Source organism: Mesorhizobium sp. P2_E10 (assembly GCF_056404235.1).
Map to the genome: position 1 here is coordinate 31,751 of NZ_JBFUEK010000019.1, position 15,865 is coordinate 47,615.

16 protein-coding genes are annotated in these 15,865 nt (G+C 62.9%); 10 read left to right on the plus strand and 6 right to left on the minus strand.

Translation table 11 applies throughout. The features are described 5' to 3' along the window. Positions 1-201 precede the first annotated feature (201 nt). The 3 genes from acnA to AC1D0N_RS28340 all read left to right on the plus strand — a co-directional run bounded on the left by acnA (position 202) and on the right by AC1D0N_RS28340 (position 4,906). Positions 202-2,892: an aconitate hydratase AcnA gene (acnA, locus tag AC1D0N_RS28330; protein WP_477249524.1), complete on the plus strand. Its 2,691-nt coding sequence runs from the start codon at positions 202-204 to the stop codon at positions 2,890-2,892. Between the two features lie 210 nt (positions 2,893-3,102). Beyond that, complete coding sequence (locus AC1D0N_RS28335) at positions 3,103-3,867, plus strand: DUF1223 domain-containing protein (RefSeq protein WP_477249526.1); 765 nt, start codon at positions 3,103-3,105, stop codon at positions 3,865-3,867. Positions 3,868-4,519: 652 nt separating this feature from the next. Next, complete coding sequence (locus AC1D0N_RS28340) at positions 4,520-4,906, plus strand: DUF2794 domain-containing protein (RefSeq protein WP_477249527.1); 387 nt, start codon at positions 4,520-4,522, stop codon at positions 4,904-4,906. 4 nt (positions 4,907-4,910) lie between these two features. Here the strand turns inward: AC1D0N_RS28340 and AC1D0N_RS28345 are convergent, their stop codons facing one another. The 4 genes from AC1D0N_RS28345 to AC1D0N_RS28360 form a co-directional block, all read right to left on the minus strand. Further along, entirely contained in the window at positions 4,911-5,480 is a 570-nt protein-coding gene (locus tag AC1D0N_RS28345) for an N-acetyltransferase family protein (RefSeq protein WP_477249529.1), read from the minus strand. Between the two features lie 108 nt (positions 5,481-5,588). Next, positions 5,589-6,335 carry a Bax inhibitor-1/YccA family protein gene (locus AC1D0N_RS28350; protein WP_477249530.1) on the minus strand — a complete coding sequence of 249 codons (747 nt, stop codon included), beginning with the start codon at positions 6,333-6,335 and terminating at the stop codon, positions 5,589-5,591. Between the two features lie 220 nt (positions 6,336-6,555). Beyond that, a complete protein-coding gene (locus AC1D0N_RS28355) occupies positions 6,556-9,105 on the minus strand; it encodes an ABC transporter permease (RefSeq protein WP_477249531.1) in 2,550 nt (849 codons plus the stop codon). Next, positions 9,105-9,800 carry an ABC transporter ATP-binding protein gene (locus tag AC1D0N_RS28360; RefSeq protein WP_477249533.1) on the minus strand — a complete coding sequence of 232 codons (696 nt, stop codon included), beginning with the start codon at positions 9,798-9,800 and terminating at the stop codon, positions 9,105-9,107. The genes AC1D0N_RS28355 and AC1D0N_RS28360 overlap by 1 nt, the downstream gene beginning before the upstream one ends. A 79-nt stretch (positions 9,801-9,879) precedes the next feature. Here AC1D0N_RS28360 and AC1D0N_RS28365 point away from each other — a divergent pair, with 79 nt between their 5' ends. Together AC1D0N_RS28365 and thpR are read left to right on the plus strand one after the other, a co-directional pair. Continuing rightward, positions 9,880-10,524: an arylesterase gene (locus tag AC1D0N_RS28365; RefSeq protein WP_477249535.1), complete on the plus strand. Its 645-nt coding sequence runs from the start codon at positions 9,880-9,882 to the stop codon at positions 10,522-10,524. A gap of 131 nt (positions 10,525-10,655) precedes the next feature. Further along, positions 10,656-11,252, plus strand: a complete 597-nt coding sequence (gene thpR / locus AC1D0N_RS28370) for an RNA 2',3'-cyclic phosphodiesterase (protein WP_477249536.1) — start codon at positions 10,656-10,658, stop codon at positions 11,250-11,252. Here thpR and AC1D0N_RS28375 read toward each other — a convergent pair. Further along, positions 11,156-11,674, minus strand: coding sequence for a low molecular weight protein-tyrosine-phosphatase (locus tag AC1D0N_RS28375; protein ID WP_477249537.1), 519 nt, complete (start codon positions 11,672-11,674; stop codon positions 11,156-11,158). The genes thpR and AC1D0N_RS28375 overlap by 97 nt on opposite strands. A gap of 110 nt (positions 11,675-11,784) precedes the next feature. Here AC1D0N_RS28375 and AC1D0N_RS28380 point away from each other — a divergent pair, with 110 nt between their 5' ends. The 3 genes from AC1D0N_RS28380 (at position 11,785) to AC1D0N_RS28390 (ending at position 13,504) form a co-directional block, all read left to right on the plus strand. Further along, positions 11,785-12,078 (plus strand): 4a-hydroxytetrahydrobiopterin dehydratase, encoded by a 294-nt coding sequence (locus AC1D0N_RS28380; protein WP_477249539.1) that lies wholly within the window; start codon positions 11,785-11,787, stop codon positions 12,076-12,078. Positions 12,079-12,404: 326 nt separating this feature from the next. Further along, complete coding sequence (locus tag AC1D0N_RS28385) at positions 12,405-12,761, plus strand: YkvA family protein (RefSeq protein ID WP_477249540.1); 357 nt, start codon at positions 12,405-12,407, stop codon at positions 12,759-12,761. A 239-nt stretch (positions 12,762-13,000) separates the two neighbouring features. Then, positions 13,001-13,504 (plus strand): invasion associated locus B family protein, encoded by a 504-nt coding sequence (locus AC1D0N_RS28390; RefSeq protein ID WP_477249542.1) that lies wholly within the window; start codon positions 13,001-13,003, stop codon positions 13,502-13,504. 103 nt (positions 13,505-13,607) lie between these two features. On the opposite strand, the gene AC1D0N_RS28395 is transcribed toward AC1D0N_RS28390, so the two are convergent. Further along, a complete protein-coding gene (locus tag AC1D0N_RS28395; RefSeq protein ID WP_477249544.1) occupies positions 13,608-13,907 on the minus strand; it encodes a hypothetical protein in 300 nt (99 codons plus the stop codon). A gap of 260 nt (positions 13,908-14,167) precedes the next feature. On the opposite strand from AC1D0N_RS28395, the gene rlmN reads away from it, so the two are divergent. Both rlmN and AC1D0N_RS28405 read left to right on the plus strand, forming a co-directional pair. Next, positions 14,168-15,400, plus strand: coding sequence for a dual-specificity RNA methyltransferase RlmN (rlmN, locus tag AC1D0N_RS28400; RefSeq protein WP_477249545.1), 1,233 nt, complete (start codon positions 14,168-14,170; stop codon positions 15,398-15,400). Next, positions 15,397-15,846: a hypothetical protein gene (locus AC1D0N_RS28405; protein WP_477249546.1), complete on the plus strand. Its 450-nt coding sequence runs from the start codon at positions 15,397-15,399 to the stop codon at positions 15,844-15,846. The genes rlmN and AC1D0N_RS28405 overlap by 4 nt, the downstream gene beginning before the upstream one ends. Positions 15,847-15,865 lie beyond the last annotated feature (19 nt).

A 15,865-nucleotide genomic window follows, 5' to 3' on the forward strand; every position in this document is an offset into this window, starting at 1 on the left:
AATTCTCTATATCCGGGTCATCCGTGCCAGCGGTCGGCACGGGAACAGGAATTTGCGCCGAACCAGCGCACGCGCCGCCTTGAACGGCTCGGGTTGGCTGGGAACGGACAGCGGAAATGGCCGTACCCGCACCTTTGCGCGTGATTGCATGCCATCGGCGTCCGTTCCCTTTCAGGCTGAACAGACAAGGACGGACCGCACGTGTCAAAATCCCTCGATAGTTTCAACTGCCGCCGCACGCTGACCGTGAGCGGTACAGACTATATCTATTACGACCTCATAGAGGCCGAGAAGAACGGCCTCACCGGCATCGCCCAGCTGCCCTATTCGATGAAGGTGCTGCTGGAGAACCTGCTGCGCAACGAGGACGGCCGCTCCGTCACCAAGGAATCGATCCAGGCGGTGGCTGGCTGGCTGACCGACAAGGGCACCGCCGGCGTCGAGATCGCCTATCGTCCGGCGCGCGTGCTGATGCAGGATTTCACCGGCGTTCCCGCCGTGGTCGACCTGGCCGCCATGCGCGATGCCATGGCCTCGCTCGGCGGCGACCCGCAAAAGATCAATCCGCTGGTGCCGGTCGATCTGGTCATCGACCACTCGGTCATCGTCGACGAGTTCGGCACGCCGATGGCCTTCGCCCGCAATGTCGAGCTCGAATATGAGCGCAACGAGGAGCGCTACAAGTTCCTCAAATGGGGCCAGCAGGCGTTCCGCAATTTCCGCGTCGTGCCGCCCGGCACCGGCATCTGCCACCAGGTCAATCTCGAATATTTGGGACAGGTGGTGTGGACCAACACCGAGGACGGCGAAACCACCGCCTATCCCGACACCTGCGTCGGCACCGATTCGCACACCACCATGATCAACGGCCTTGGCGTGCTCGGCTGGGGCGTCGGCGGCATCGAGGCCGAGGCCGCCATGCTAGGCCAGCCGGTTTCCATGCTGTTGCCCGAAGTCATCGGCTTCCGCCTCACCGGCAAGCTCAAGGAAGGCGTCACCGCCACCGACCTGGTGCTCACCGTCACCCAGATGCTGCGCAAGAAGGGCGTCGTCGGCAAGTTCGTCGAGTTCTTCGGCCCTGGCCTCTCCAACATGACGCTGGCCGACCGCGCCACCATCGGCAACATGGCGCCCGAATATGGCGCCACTTGCGGTTTCTTCCCGGTCGACGGCGAAACCATCCGCTACCTCACAATGTCGGGCCGCGAGGAAAGCCGCATCGCTCTGGTCGAGGCCTATGCCAAGGCGCAGGGTCTGTGGCGCGACACCGGCTCGGCCGACCCTGTGTTCACCGACCTGCTCGAGCTCGAACTCGGCAGCGTCGTGCCGTCGATGGCCGGCCCCAAGCGTCCCGAGGGCCGCGTCGCCCTGGAAGGCATTCCGGAAGGCTTCGCCAAGGCGATGGAGACCGAATACAAGAAGGCCGCCGAGATCCACAAGCGCTACGCCGTCGAAGGCACCGACCACGATCTTGGCCATGGCGACGTCGTCATCGCCGCCATCACCTCCTGCACCAACACCTCGAACCCGAGCGTGCTGATCGGCGCCGGCCTTCTGGCCCGCAACGCCAACCGGCTCGGCCTCAAGCAAAAGCCGTGGGTGAAAACCTCGCTGGCCCCGGGCAGCCAGGTGGTCGCCGAATATCTGGAGAAATCCGGCCTGCAGAAGGAACTCGACCAGATCGGCTTCAACCTGGTCGGCTTCGGCTGCACCACCTGCATCGGCAATTCCGGCCCGTTGCCGGCGCCGATCTCAAAGACCATCAACGATAAAGGCTTGATTGCTGCCGCGGTCTTGTCGGGAAATCGCAATTTCGAAGGCCGCGTTTCACCTGATGTACAGGCCAACTATCTCGCCTCGCCGCCGCTGGTCGTCGCCCACGCGCTGGCCGGCACCGTGACGAAAGACCTGACCACCGAGCCGCTCGGCGAGGACAGGAACGGCAACCCGGTCTACTTGAAGGATATCTGGCCGAGCTCGGCCGAGATCCAGGAGTTTATAGAGAAGAACGTCACGCGCGAGCTGTTCGCCCGCAAATATGCCGACGTCTTCAAGGGCGACGAGTACTGGCAGAACGTCAAGGCGCCGGAAGGCCAGACCTATGCCTGGGACGACAACTCCACCTATGTGCAGAACCCGCCCTATTTCGCCGGCATGACCGCCGGCTTCGGCAAGATCGGCGACATCAAGGGCGCGCGCGTGCTTGGCCTGTTCGGCGACAAGATCACCACCGACCACATCTCGCCGGCGGGTTCGATCAAGGCGGCGTCGCCGGCCGGCAAATACCTCACCGACCACGGCGTCGGCGTGGCCGACTTCAACCAGTACGGCACGCGGCGCGGCAACCATGAGGTGATGATGCGCGGCACCTTCGCCAACATCCGCATCCGCAACCACATGCTGGGCGAGAACGGCCGCGAAGGCGGCTACACCATCCACTACCCCAGCAAGGAAGAGACATCGATCTACGACGCCGCCATGGAGTACAAGAAGGAAGGCGTGCCGCTGGTCATCTTCGCCGGTGTCGAATACGGCAACGGCTCGTCGCGCGACTGGGCGGCCAAAGGAACGAATCTCCTTGGTGTCCGCGCCGTCATCGCCCAGTCCTTCGAGCGCATTCACCGTTCGAACCTGGTCGGCATGGGCGTCATCCCCTTCGTCTTCGAGGAGGGCACGTCATGGGCCACGCTCAATCTCAAAGGTGACGAGATCGTCGAGATCGACGGCCTGAGCGCCATCAAGCCTCGGCAGACGATGACCGCCAAGGTGACCTATGGCGACGGCACGGTGAAGAACGTGCCGATCATCTGCCGCATCGATACGCTGGACGAGCTCGACTACTTCAAGAACGGCGGCATCTTGCAATATGTGCTGCGTGACTTGGCGGCTTAAGCCCAACAGACGGTCGAGCTGAACCAGAAAACCGCCGGAGCCAAGGCTCCGGCGGTTTTTTCTTGTCTGCATTCGGCCCTCATGCCGTGTGCCGGTCACCTGCAACGGCAAAATTTCACCGCAACGTGACTTCCCGTTGACTGTGGCTTCTGCCACATATTTCAGCAACCAGAACAAGGCCGGCAGCACCGGCGGGAAATCGGAACGACCATGGCCTTCAACAGACCATTGCGGCTTGCGGCTCTAGCGCTGGCCCTTTCGGCGCTCGCCGGCACCGGGCTTGCCGCCGAAACCGGCAAATCTCAGACCGACAGGCCCTTAGGCGTGGTCGAGCTTTTCACCAGCCAGGGCTGCAGTTCCTGCCCGCCGGCCGACGCGTTCTTTGCCGAGCTTGCCGCCAAGGAAGACATCGTCGCGCTCGCCTATCACGTCAACTACTGGGACTATCTTGGCTGGCAGGACACGCTGAGCCGCAAGGAGAACACCGAGCGCCAATATGACTATATGCGCGCCTTCGGCAACCGTTCGGTCTACACGCCGCAAGCCGTCATCAACGGCCGCAGCCACGTCAACGGCGCCAGCCGCAAAGAAGTCGATGGCGCGCTGGCCCGCATGGAACGAGCCGGCGAAGGCATGCGCGTCGGCATCAAGGTCAGCCAGACCAGCGACCGCGTCATGATCGACGCCGGCGACGCCGGCAGCGGTCCCCGCGACGCCCATGTCGTCATCGTCTATTTCGACCCGCCGCAGACGATCGACATCGGCAAGGGCGAAAACAGCGGTCGCAGCATGACCTACTGGAACGCCGTCTCCGGCATCCAGACCGCCGGCATGTGGCACGGCAAGGCGCAGCGCTACGAATTGCCGATGAGCGAGATCTCCAAGAAGGCCGGCTGCGCGGTGCTGCTACAATCGGTCGGCAAAGACGGCATGCCCGGGCCGATCCTCGGCGCTGCGTTCATTCACAAGCCGTAGCAGAATCGCCGAAACGACCCTGCCTTCGTCATCCTGGGGCGGAGCAGGAGCGAAGCTCCGTCGCGAAGACCCCAGGATCCATGCCGTGACATCGTGCGCACGAAAGCCCAGAATCGAGGGTCGCGCTCTTAAGCTGTCCCGTTTGAGACAAATGACCACTCTGACAAGCAGCATGCCTCGACAAACGTCACGGCATGGATCCTCGGGTCTGCGCGTCCGCTTCGCTTCCGCTCCGCCCGTGGATGACGACGTCACGGTAGCGTGAAGTCGTTTCAGCAATAAAAAACCGACGTCAGCTTGCTTCTGACGTCGGTCATTTAGTTTTGGGATCGTCGCACCCGATTTTCCCTTGGGAAAACCGAGGTTGGTTCGATCCGACGCAGACCCGTGGGCGGGGGGCTTGGGGTTTACGAGCCGGTGCCGGACCGAACCGTCTCAGGCAACGCCGGTAAACTCGTCGGACATTGGGGCATGAGCGCGGATAAAAAAAGGCAGAAATGTGGCGAAGGATCACCAATTCCATCAACGCGTTTCACAAAAGTGACTGGACGTGACGAAAACAGCGCGGTTGCGGGATGCTTAGCCGGGTCTTGCAATTCGGCGACGAACACGCCAACTTTGGCTGGCAAGATTCATTTTGAAGGATCGACGCATGACCGATCGCGGCAGTGGGGCGGAGGATGGGGACGCATCCGCAATATTGATCCCGTTGCATGAGGCAAGACGCGAACGCCTCGACCAGCCGGTTCGCTTCGACCGGCGCGAGCTGGACCAGATACTCAGACTTTACGGACGCATGGTCGCCGCCAATGAATGGCGCGACTACGCCATCGACCAGCTTGCCGACCGCGCCGTCTTTTCGGTGTTCCGCCGCACCAGCGAGGTGCCGTTATTCCAGATCGTCAAGGACCCGCAGCTGGCGCGCCGACAAGGCGCCTTCGCCGTCATCGCCGCCGGCGGCCGCATCCTCAAGCGCGGCCAGGAGCTTGGCCGTGTGCTTGGCGTCTTCGACCGCACGCTGAAGCTGGTCGAAGCCTAAACCCTTATTTCTGCTGACGAAATTTCCGCTCCGGAAGTGATTCGGGATCGGGCGGCACCTGCGCCCCGCCATTCAACGACAGCTGCATGAACACGGTGTCCAGCCAGCGCTCGTGCTTGTAGCCGGAGCCTTCCAGGCGCCCCGAATGGCGAAAGCCGAGCTTTTCGTGCAGCCGCACCGAGGCACTGTCCGCGTGGCCGTCGCCGATGACGGCGACGATCTGGCGAAAGCCCGCCGCTCGGGCTGCCTCTATCAGCGCCAGCATCAGCTTGAGCCCGACGCCTTGTCCCTTGGCATCGGGCGCGACATAGACGGAATCCTCGACGATGAAGCGATAGGCCGGGCGCGGCCGGAAGGCGCCGGCATAGGCGTAGCCGAGCACCGTGCCGTCCTTCTCCGCCACCAGATAGGGAAAGCCGCCAGCCGTCAGACTGTCGAATCGCGTGCCCATTTCGGCACGGCTCGGTGGCTCCAGCTCGTAGCTCGCCGTGCCATGAGTCACCGCGTCGGCATAGATTTCCGTGATCCGGTCAAGGTCGGCGGCAATAGCGGCGCGTATCGTGATGCTGCTCATAATTTATGCAAGTGATCCATCTGCCCGCTATTACAGCAAAGGCCGGCGCAAAAGAAAAGGGCGGCCGTTGGGCCGCCCTTCTTGAACTCGATGGTCCAGCGCTGCTGATTAGCGGCGGTCGCCCATGAACTGCAGCAGGAACATGAACAGGTTGATGAAGTCGAGGTAGAGCCTCAGAGCGCCCATGATCGCCTTGCGGCCGGCGACATCCGTGGCGTCACCATCGTAATACATTTCCTTGATGCTCTGCGTGTCATAGGCGGTGAGGCCTGCGAAGATCAGCACACCGAGCGCCGAGACGGCAAAGCCGAGCGCCGACGACTGCAGGAAGATGTTGATCACCATCGCGATCATCAGTCCGACCACGCCCATGATCAGGAACGAGCCGAAGGCGGTCAGGTCGCGCCTGGTCGTGTAGCCGTAGAGCGACAGCGCGCCGAAGGCGGCCGCCGTGGCGAAGAAGGTCTGGGTGATGCTGGCGCCGGTGTAGACCAGGAAGATGGTCGACAGCGACAGGCCAACCAGGGCCGAATAGACCCAGAAGGTCGTCTGCGCCGCGGCAACGCTCATCGACTGGATTCTGAACGACAGGAAGAACACGGCAGCCAGCGGGGCCAGAATGACGACCCAGCGGAAAGCGCTTGTGTAGATGAGCGCGCCGAAAGCGGTAAGCTGGCCATCACCCGTGACGGCGAGCTGGAAAGCGCCCCAGGCAGCAAGGCCGGTGATGAGGAGGCCAAGCCCCATCAGATTGTAGACCTTGATCATGTAGGCGCGCAGGCCCTGGTCGATGCCTGCGTCAACGCGGGCGCCGGGCACGGCGCGCGTCTGGTAGTTGCGAAGGGGTTCAGCCATGAGAGTCCTCTATTGCTTCTGCCCCGTCCGGTGTCAGGCCCATTTGGGCCCAGGCGCCGCTGGCGGGGCTCCAGCATGCCTATGGCGAAATATGATGGTTCTTTGCCTCAAGAACAAGGCCGTAACCGGATGTAATGCTTTGTGAAACATTGCAGACCCGGTTTGGCGGCTTTCAGACCCGCAACATTAACAAAATTTAACCAAAAGCGGGTCGCCCAGACTAGAGATTCCGCAGCACCGGGGCCGCCTTGTGCCCCAGCACCCGCCATGTGCCGGCAAGGCCGATGCCGACCGTGATCACCAGCGCAAAGACGATTGTGGCGACTGCCACTTCGGGCATGAAATGCGACGGCAGCGTCATGATGCGCGCGACGACGAACCACGCCGCAACCCCGCCCGCAACCAGCGCGAAGATGGCGGTGGCAAGCCCGATCAGCATGTATTCCAGCGAGAAGGCCGCAATCAGCGTTTTCCTCGTCGCGCCCAGCGTCTTCAGCACCACCGCGTCATGGATGCGGGCGCGGTTGCCGGCGGCAAGCGCCCCGGCCAGCACCAGCACCGAGGCGAACAGCGCCACGCCGGCCGCCGCCCGGATCGCCGTGCCGAGCTGCGCCACCAGCCGGTTGACGATGTCGAGCGCGTCCTTGACCCGGACCGTCGTCACCGCAGGGAAGGCACGGGTGACGGCGTTGAGCAGGCGGGCATCGTCGGTCGCCGAAGCGTTCTTCTCGGTGAGCGTCGCCAGCCAGCCATGCGGTGCCCCGGCAAAAGTGTTGGGCGAGAACACCATGACGAAGTTGATGCCCATCGTCTCCCACTCGACCTGGCGGAAATTGGCGATCCTGGCCGTCACATTGCGGCCCAGCACATTGACGGTGATGGTATCGCCCAGCTTCAGCCCGATCTCTTTGCCCTCTTCGGCCGAGAACGAAACCAGCGGCTCGCCGGCATAATTGTCCGGCCACCACGCGCCTTCGGTGAGTGTCGCGTTGGCGGGTTGTTTCGCCTCATAGGTCAGGCCGCGATCGCCGCGCAGCACCCACGCGCCTGCGGGCGGAACGTTGACCTTGCCGACATCGACGCCGTTCAGCGCCATCACCCGGCCGCGCAGCATCGGCACCTTGAGCAGCGTGCCTTGCGGCGCTTGCCTGCCGATCAGCGTCGAGAAGGCATCGACGTCATTGCTCTGGATATCGACGAAGAAAAAGTTCGGGGCCCGTTCCGGCAGGCTGCCGGAGATCTGCCGCCGCAGATTGCCGTCGATCAGCGCCAGCGTCACCAAAAGAGTCAGCCCGAGGCCCAGCGACAGCACCACCGACGGGGTCAGCGCGCCTGGCCGATGGATGTTACCGATGGCCAGCCTGAGCGCCACGGAGCGAACGCGCGGGCTCTTTTTCGCCACCCATTGCACCAGCCCACCAACCAGGCGCAGCACAAGAAAGGCAAAAATGGTGGCGCCGACGAAGATCGAGGCGATACGGCGGTCGCCGGAGAACAAAATGGCCAGCGCCGCCAGGAGCAGCGCAATGCCGATTGCCGCGCCGACATAGGGCGGGCGCGGAAAGCCGCGACCCTCAAACCCCATTTCGCGAAACAGCGCGGTTGCCGGCACGTCGCGGGCGCGGCCGAGCGGCAGAAGCGCAAAGGCCAGCGTCACCAAAAGCCCGAACAGCGCCGCCATGGCGAGCGCGCCGGGATAGAAGCCGCCCTCGGCCGGCACCGGAATGACCGACTGCAGGGCAGCACTTGCCGCAAACGGCATCAGCGCGCCAAGCACCAGGCCAAGCATGATGCCGAGCCCGGCGATCATCAGGATCTGCACGAGATAGACGGTAAAGACGAAGCCGCCGGAAGCGCCCAGGCTCTTGAAGGTGGCGATGACGCCGCGCTTGCCGTCGAGATAGGCGCGCACCGCGTTGGCGACGCCAACGCCGCCGACCACCAGCGCCGTCAGCCCGACCAGCGTCAGGAATTGCGAGAAGCGCTCGATGTTGGAGGACAGCGCCGGCGCGGCATTGCTGCGCGAGCGGATCGACCAGCCGGCTTCTGGAAAGTCCTTTGCCGCCTGCTCCTGGATGCCTTTGATATCGGCCTCGCTGGCCCCGGCGGGCAGGCGGATCTTGTAGGCATTCTCGACCAGGCTGCCCGGCTGGATCAGGCCGGAGGCGGCCAGCCCCTCAGTCGACACCATCAGCCGCGGCGCGAAGCCGAAACCGTCGGACACGGCGTCCGGCTCGGTGACAAGCCTGGCGCGCAGTTCGAATGTGGCGCTGCCGAGTTTTAGCCGGTCGCCGATCTTCACTTTGAGCCTATCGAACAGAAGATCGGGTGCGACGGCGCCGAACACGCCGGATTTCTCGCCAAACAGATCCTGTTTCGACAGCGCCGGCGCAGTCACCAGCGCGCCATAGAGCGGATAGGCCTCGTCGACCGCCTTGGCCTCGACCAGCGACTGGTCGGAACCGTCTTCGAGCCGTGCCATCGAGCGCATGTTGGCACTACGCGAGATCGCGCCCAGCCCATCGAGGAAGCTGCGCTCGGCCTGGCTGGTATCGCGCTGATTGATCTGGAAACGGATGTCGCCGCCGAGCAGCGTCTGGCCCTGGTTGGCGACGCCTGATGTAATCGCCTGCGCCACCGAATTGACGCCGCCGATCGCTGCGACGCCAAGCGCGATGCAGGCAAGGAAGATCATGAAGCCGGACAGCCCGCCGCGCATCTCGCGCAGCGAGAAACGGAAGGCCAGTTTCAGCGTGCGCGACAGCGGCATCAGGCCGGCACCTTGACCGGTGCTGGCGCCTCGATCCGTCCCGAGCGCATCGAAACCTGGCGCGAGCAGCGCGCCGCCAGCGACGGATCATGGGTGACCAGCACCAGGGTCATGCCGCGCTCGGCCGCCTTGGCGAACAAAAGATCGGCAACCTGTCGTCCCGTCGCCTGGTCAAGATTGCCGGTCGGCTCGTCGGCAATCAAAAGACGCGGCGAGGGCGCTAGCGCCCGGGCAATGGCCACACGCTGCTGTTCGCCGCCGGACAACTCGCCCGGATAATGGGTGACGCGATCGCTGAGGCCTACAGCTCCCAACTCCCGCGCGGCCACCCCGAACGGATCGGCATGGCCGGCAAGCTCCAGCGGCACCGCGACATTTTCGAGCGCCGTCATGTTGGGGATGAGGTGGAAGGACTGGAAGACGATGCCAATGTTTCGTCCCCGAAACGAAGCAATCTGGTCCTCACTTTTGCCGTTCAACAGCTCGCCGGCGATTCGGACCGTACCCGAATCGACCCTTTCCAGCCCTGCCAGGACCATCAGCAGCGTCGACTTGCCGGACCCCGAGGGGCCGACGATGCCGGTCGCCTCGCCCTCGGCCACATCGAGGCTGACGCCCTTCAGCACATGGACGGACGACGCACCTTCGCCGAGCGTCAGCGATACGTCTTTCAGCGCGATGACGGCTTCTGTCAAAATGAAAGCGTCCTATATGGGAGGATGAAGGCTCTGCTTGTCGGGCCGGAAGAATCCTTGGTCATATGGGGCCTGCCGCATGTCTTTCAAACGCATCTTTGCCGCAGGCTTCATGCTTTTTCTTGGCCTCAGCAGTGCCGTCTCATTGGCGCACGCCGAGACGTTCAAGATCGTCGGCTTCGGCGACAGCCTGATGGCGGGCTTCAGCCTCGGCCCTGGCGAAGGGTTTACCGACAAATTGCAGGCAGCCCTTCGCGCCAAAGGTCTTGATGTGAGCGTCGCCAATGCCGGGGTTTCCGGCGATACGTCGAGCGGTGGCCTGGCTCGGCTCGATTGGTCGGTGCCGGACGGCACAAATCTTGTCATCCTCGAGCTTGGCGCCAACGATATGCTGCGCGGCGTTTCACCCGACATTCCCGAAAAGAACCTGGACGAGATGCTGGCCAAGCTGAAACAGCGCAAGATTGCCGTGCTGCTGGCCGGCATGCGCGCTGCCCCCAATCTCGGTGCCGATTACCAGAACGCTTTCGACACGATCTATCCAAAACTGGCCGCGAAATACGATGTGCCGCTCTATCCGTTCTTTCTCGACGGCGTTGCCGGCCAAGCGCCTTTGCAGCTTGAAGACGGCCTGCACCCAAATGCCCGGGGTGTCGACCAGATGGTCGAACGCATCCTGCCGACCGTGGAAAAGGCAATTGCCGCGGTGCAGGGCAATCCCTGAAGTGAGTTATTCCCGCGGCATGCCGTTGGGGAAGCTTGTCCGACGAGCCTGCGACCAACAAACCACTTGCCGAGTTTCAATATCGATGATTCGCTAGGGGCATAGTTCGATTCGAGGAAGGGAGGCTCTCCATGCCGCGTCTTTTCACCGCCCTCGAAATACCGCGTGACGCCGCTCTTTCGCTGTCCCTGCTCCGGGGCGGCCTGCCCGGAGCCCGCTGGATCGACGTTGAGAACTACCACATGACGCTGCGCTTCATCGGCGATGTCGAGGGCCATGTCGCCGACGAGATCGCCAATGCGCTCGACCGGATCCACCGCCCCTCCTTCTCGCTGACATTGTCGGGTGTCGGCGCTTTCGGCCAGAAGAAGCCGCATGCGGTGTGGGCCGGCGTTTCAGCTTCGCCCGATCTTTCCGCCCTGCAGGGCGAGATCGACCGCATCTGCCAGCGGCTCGGCCTCCCCGCCGATCCGCGCAAATTCACCCCGCATGTGACGCTGGCGCGCTTGCGCAATTCGAGCCCGCTCGACGTCGCCCAGTATCTTTCGGCACGCGGCAATTTTTCGACATTGCCGTTCCGCGTCGGCCGCTTCGTCCTGATGTCGTCGCGCGATTCGGTCGGCGGCGGACCCTACATCGTCGAGGAGGCCTGGCCGCTGTCGGGCACGGATACCCGTGTCGCGAGCCGCGTGGACAGCATCTCCGACGCTTCGCGGATCATGCGGTAGACCAAAGCGAACGCGTCGGCCCCGTCATAATAGGGATCCGGCACGTCGCGGGCTGTACCGTTGGCGAACTCCAGGAACAGATGCACCCGGTCGCGCAAGGCGGCCGGCGCCAGCGCTTTCAGGTCCTGGACATTCGACCGGTCCATACCCAAAATGAGGTCGAAGCGGGAGAAATCGTCCGGCGTCACCTTGCGCGCCCTCTGACTGGAAATGTCGATGCCGTGCCGTGCCGCGATCGAAATCGTGCGTGGATCCGGAGCAGAGCCGACCTCCCAGCCGCTGGTTGCGGCTGAATCGAGCAGGATATCCCCGCCCAGCCCGCGCTCGGCCAGCACCGCGCGAAAGGTGCCCTCCGCCAAGGGCGAGCGGCAGATGTTGCCGAGGCAGACGAAGAGAATGGATTTTATGGGGTTCGCGCTCATCGATCCGGCATTTTGTCTTGATGCATGTCGTTATCCCAAAACCGCGACACACTTTTGGGCGACATGCATTATGGTGAAGGTCATTTTTCGAAATAGCACAGGAAGCTGAGATGACGAGAGAGAAACTGGGCAAGGAAGCCATCGCCGCCGCGCTGGCCGAACTCGGCGGCTGGTCGCAGGCCGCGGATGGCGCCTCCATCAATCGCACCTTCACCTTCAAGAATTTTTCCGAAGCTTTCGCCTTCATGACCCGCGTCGCGCTTGCCGCGGAGAAGATGGACCATCACCCCGACTGGTCGAACGTCTACAAGACGGTGGACGTAACGCTGAACACCCACGACGCCGGCGGCGTCACCGCCCTCGACATCGAACTGGCGAAGAAGATGAACCGCTATTTTGGCTGAGTGCAGGAGCGCAAGTAGCCTCGCTTCGTCATCCTAGGGCGAAGCAGGAGCGAAGCTCCGTCGCGAAGACCCTAGGATCCATGCCGCGACCCTTGTCGTGGAGTCCAGCGGCGCAGAATTCTGAACCGCTGCATCGCTTTGCGGTAGCGGCATGGATCCTCGGGTCAGCCCCGCGTCGCTTCGCTCCTTGCGTCGCCCGTGGATGACGAAGTGAGGGGTGTTTCGGCTAATTTCCAAGGAGAGCTTGTAGCGGACCTAGGCTTTCACCACATTTTCCCTCGCAGGCGCCAACGCAACGATGCGCTTGAGCCCGCAAGGAGAGACTGATGGCGCAACAACCCGGTTTTGATTTCTTCGGCTTTGGCGGCAGCGATGAAGGCGAAGTGCGCGAGAAATTCTGGCGCACGGCCAAGAAGGCGGCCCGCCAGATCCCGTTCATGGAAGAGGTGGTTGCCGCCTACTACTGCGCCATGGACAAGAAGACGCCGGTGCGCGCCAAGGGCATTTTGCTGGCGGCGCTCGGCTATTTCGTGCTGCCGGTCGATGTCATCCCCGACTTCGTCTTCGGGCTTGGTTTCACCGACGATATCGCTGTGCTGACCGCCGCGATCACCGCCGTCAGCGCCCACATCACGCCGGCGCACCGCCTCGCCGCCAAGCGGGCGATTGCCGACAAGAGCTGAGCCGGCAGTCCAGTTGAAAAGTCAAACTCTTGCCGCTTTCGTGGCCTCCAAGTCGCGCCAGGGACATTCTGACGGTCGCTTTTCGGCAGGCGGCGGGGAAATGGCGGTGGTTTCCCGGGGTGAATGTCCTTTTCGCGAGGGAAATTCACCGTTTGGTAACCCAGATTAAATCAAAATGAAGCGACGGGCAGGACGCCAGACCGGCCTGCCGCCGCACCAGTTGGAATACGGGAAAAACGATGCGCGGATTGATTGCTACAGTTTCGAGCCTGGTCCTGGTGGCCTTGACAGCGCCGGCGCTGGCGCAGACCGCGACCAAGACCGGCCAGCACAATGCCTGGGGCACCTACAGCTACCAGGCTTCCGGCGGCAAGGTCTGCTACGTGCTGACCGTGCCGACCGACAAGCAGCCGCCGACGCTCGACCATGGCGACATGTTCTTCTTCGTCAGCCAGCGACCGGGACAGCAGGTGTCCTACGAGCCGCAATTCATTGCCGGCTACAAATTCCAGGAGGGCTCCAAGGCCACCGTCACCATCGACAAGAAGTCCTTCTCGATGTTCACGCGCGGCAAGTCGGCCTGGGTGGAGAATGCCGCCGAGGAGCCGGTGCTGATCGCCGCGATGAAGACCGGCACCGACATGAAGGTGTCGGCCAAGTCCGGTCGCGGCAACCCCACCTCCTACGTCTTCTCGTTGAAAGGCATTTCAGCGGCGCTGACGTCGATCGCCAAGTGCAAGTAGGCAAGGCTTGTAACTAGGCAACTTCGTTTTGCAATGACAGGCCGGGCCGCAAAGCCCGGCCTTTTTGCTTTTTCAGGCCGGCGTGCGTGCCGGCGGTTCAGTCTTACATGGCCATTTTTTCACATTCGGCCTGGGCTTTCTTGGTCGACGTATCGATCATGAAGGCTTTGCCCTTGGCGTCGGTCATCATCATCATGCAGTGCTTGATCGGCTTTGCCATCTTCATCATCTCGGCGCCCATCTTTGCATCCGGCATCATGGTGCCCATATGCCCGTCCGGCATGATCGCCATCACTTCTCCACCCTTCATCATGGTCATCGTGCCCATCGCGTCTTCGGCAAATGCCGGCGAGGCGGAAAGGCCGACGAGGCCGGCAATGACGGCGAGCTTGATAGAGTTCATTCTGCATACTCCCATTTTGTAGGGGCATAGTTGCCCCCTTCGGACTTCGAAGGCGCGATGGGAATCGTTACGCAAACACACGACTATGTGATCGGTCCATTTGCAGCGCGAGGACTGGGCAGGGTGCCAGATGGCCGTAGCGAGCTATCAGCCGGCGCATTCCCCGCGCATGACTCTGCCCCCAACCTGTGCTATGCGCCGCGCTTCAATTCCGGCACGATGCTGAAATCGGCCGCAAACCGCTTATATCAAGTGCCACCATGACCCTTTCATTCGATCTCACCATTGAGGGCGCTCGTGACGCGTTGCGCGCCCGCGCCGCGCCCGAGAAGCCGTCGCTGATCGGCCTGACCCGGGCCGAGCTTGGCGAGGCCCTCGTTGCATCAGGCATCGTGCCGGAGCGCCAGGCCAAGATGCGCGCCCAGCAGCTGTGGCACTGGATGTATGTGCGCGGCGTTTCCGACTTTGCCGGCATGTTCAACATCTCCAAGGATCTGCGCGCCGAACTGGACAAGCATTTTACCGTCGCCAGGCCGGAAATCGTCGAGGAGCAGATTTCCGCCGACGGCACCCGCAAATGGCTGTTCCGCTTTCCGCCACGCGGCGCCGGCCGTCCGGTCGAGATCGAGACCGTCTATATTCCCGAGGAAGGCCGCGGCACGCTCTGCATCTCATCGCAGGTCGGCTGCACGCTGACCTGCTCGTTCTGCCACACCGGCACGCAGAAGCTGGTGCGCAATCTGACGGCGGAGGAAATCCTCGCCCAGCTTCTGACCGCCCGCGACCGGCTCGGCGATTTCCCCGACCGCGACACGCCCGACGGCGCCATCGTGCCGGCCGAGGGCCGCAAGGTGTCCAACATCGTCATGATGGGCATGGGCGAGCCGCTCTACAATTTCGAAGCGGTGAAGAAGGCGCTGCTGATCGCCTCCGACGGCGACGGCCTGTCGCTGTCGAAGCGCCGCATCACGCTGTCGACCTCCGGCGTGGTGCCGGAAATCTTTCGCACCGGCGAAGAGATCGGTGTCATGCTTGCTATCTCGCTGCATGCGACCAATGACGATCTGCGCGACCTCTTGGTGCCGATTAACAAGAAATATCCGCTGAAGGAGCTGATCGAGGCCTGCCGCGCCTATCCCGGCCTGTCGAACGCCAAGCGCATCACCTTCGAATATGTGATGCTGAAGGACGTCAACGATTCCATCGAGGACGCCAAGGGGCTGATCAAACTGCTCAAGGGCATTCCGGCCAAGATCAATCTGATCCCGTTCAACCCGTGGCCAGGCACCAACTACCAGTGCTCGGACTGGGAGACGATCGAGAAGTTTGCCGACTACATCAACAATGCCGGCTACGCTTCGCCGATCCGCACCCCGCGCGGCCGCGATATTTTGGCCGCCTGCGGCCAGCTCAAGTCGGACTCCGAGCGCATGCGGAAAGTGGACCGGCTGGCGCTGGAAGCCATGATGATCGCGGGGCACGGCGAGGCGTGAACCGTCTCGTCGCCTATCTCATCCGCTTTGCCGTCATCCTGATCGGCTATGTCGTCGCCTCGCTGGCGGCCAGCGCCTTTCTCAACATCATGGTGCTGGCGTCGCTTGGCTACGCGCCGGAGCATGCCCACCCGACGGCGACCGCATCGCTGTATTTTTCATTTCCCTTCGTGGCGTTGTTCGTCGCCTATTTCGCTTTCATGCCGGCGGCGATCGTCATCATTGTCTCGGAAATCCTCAGCCGTCGCGACTGGCTGTTCTATGCGCTCGCTGGCGCGGTGGTGGCGGCGGTCTTCCTCGGCTTCGTCCACCGGACCGCCGATGCCAATTTCGACGTCACCGACACCAGCGCCGTGTTGGTGGTGGTCGGCTGCGGCATGGTCGGGGGCATTTTCTACTGGCTGAGCGCGGGGCGCTGGGCCGGAAGCTGGCGGCAAGCCGCCTGAAGGTTCGTTGTAGCGCCTA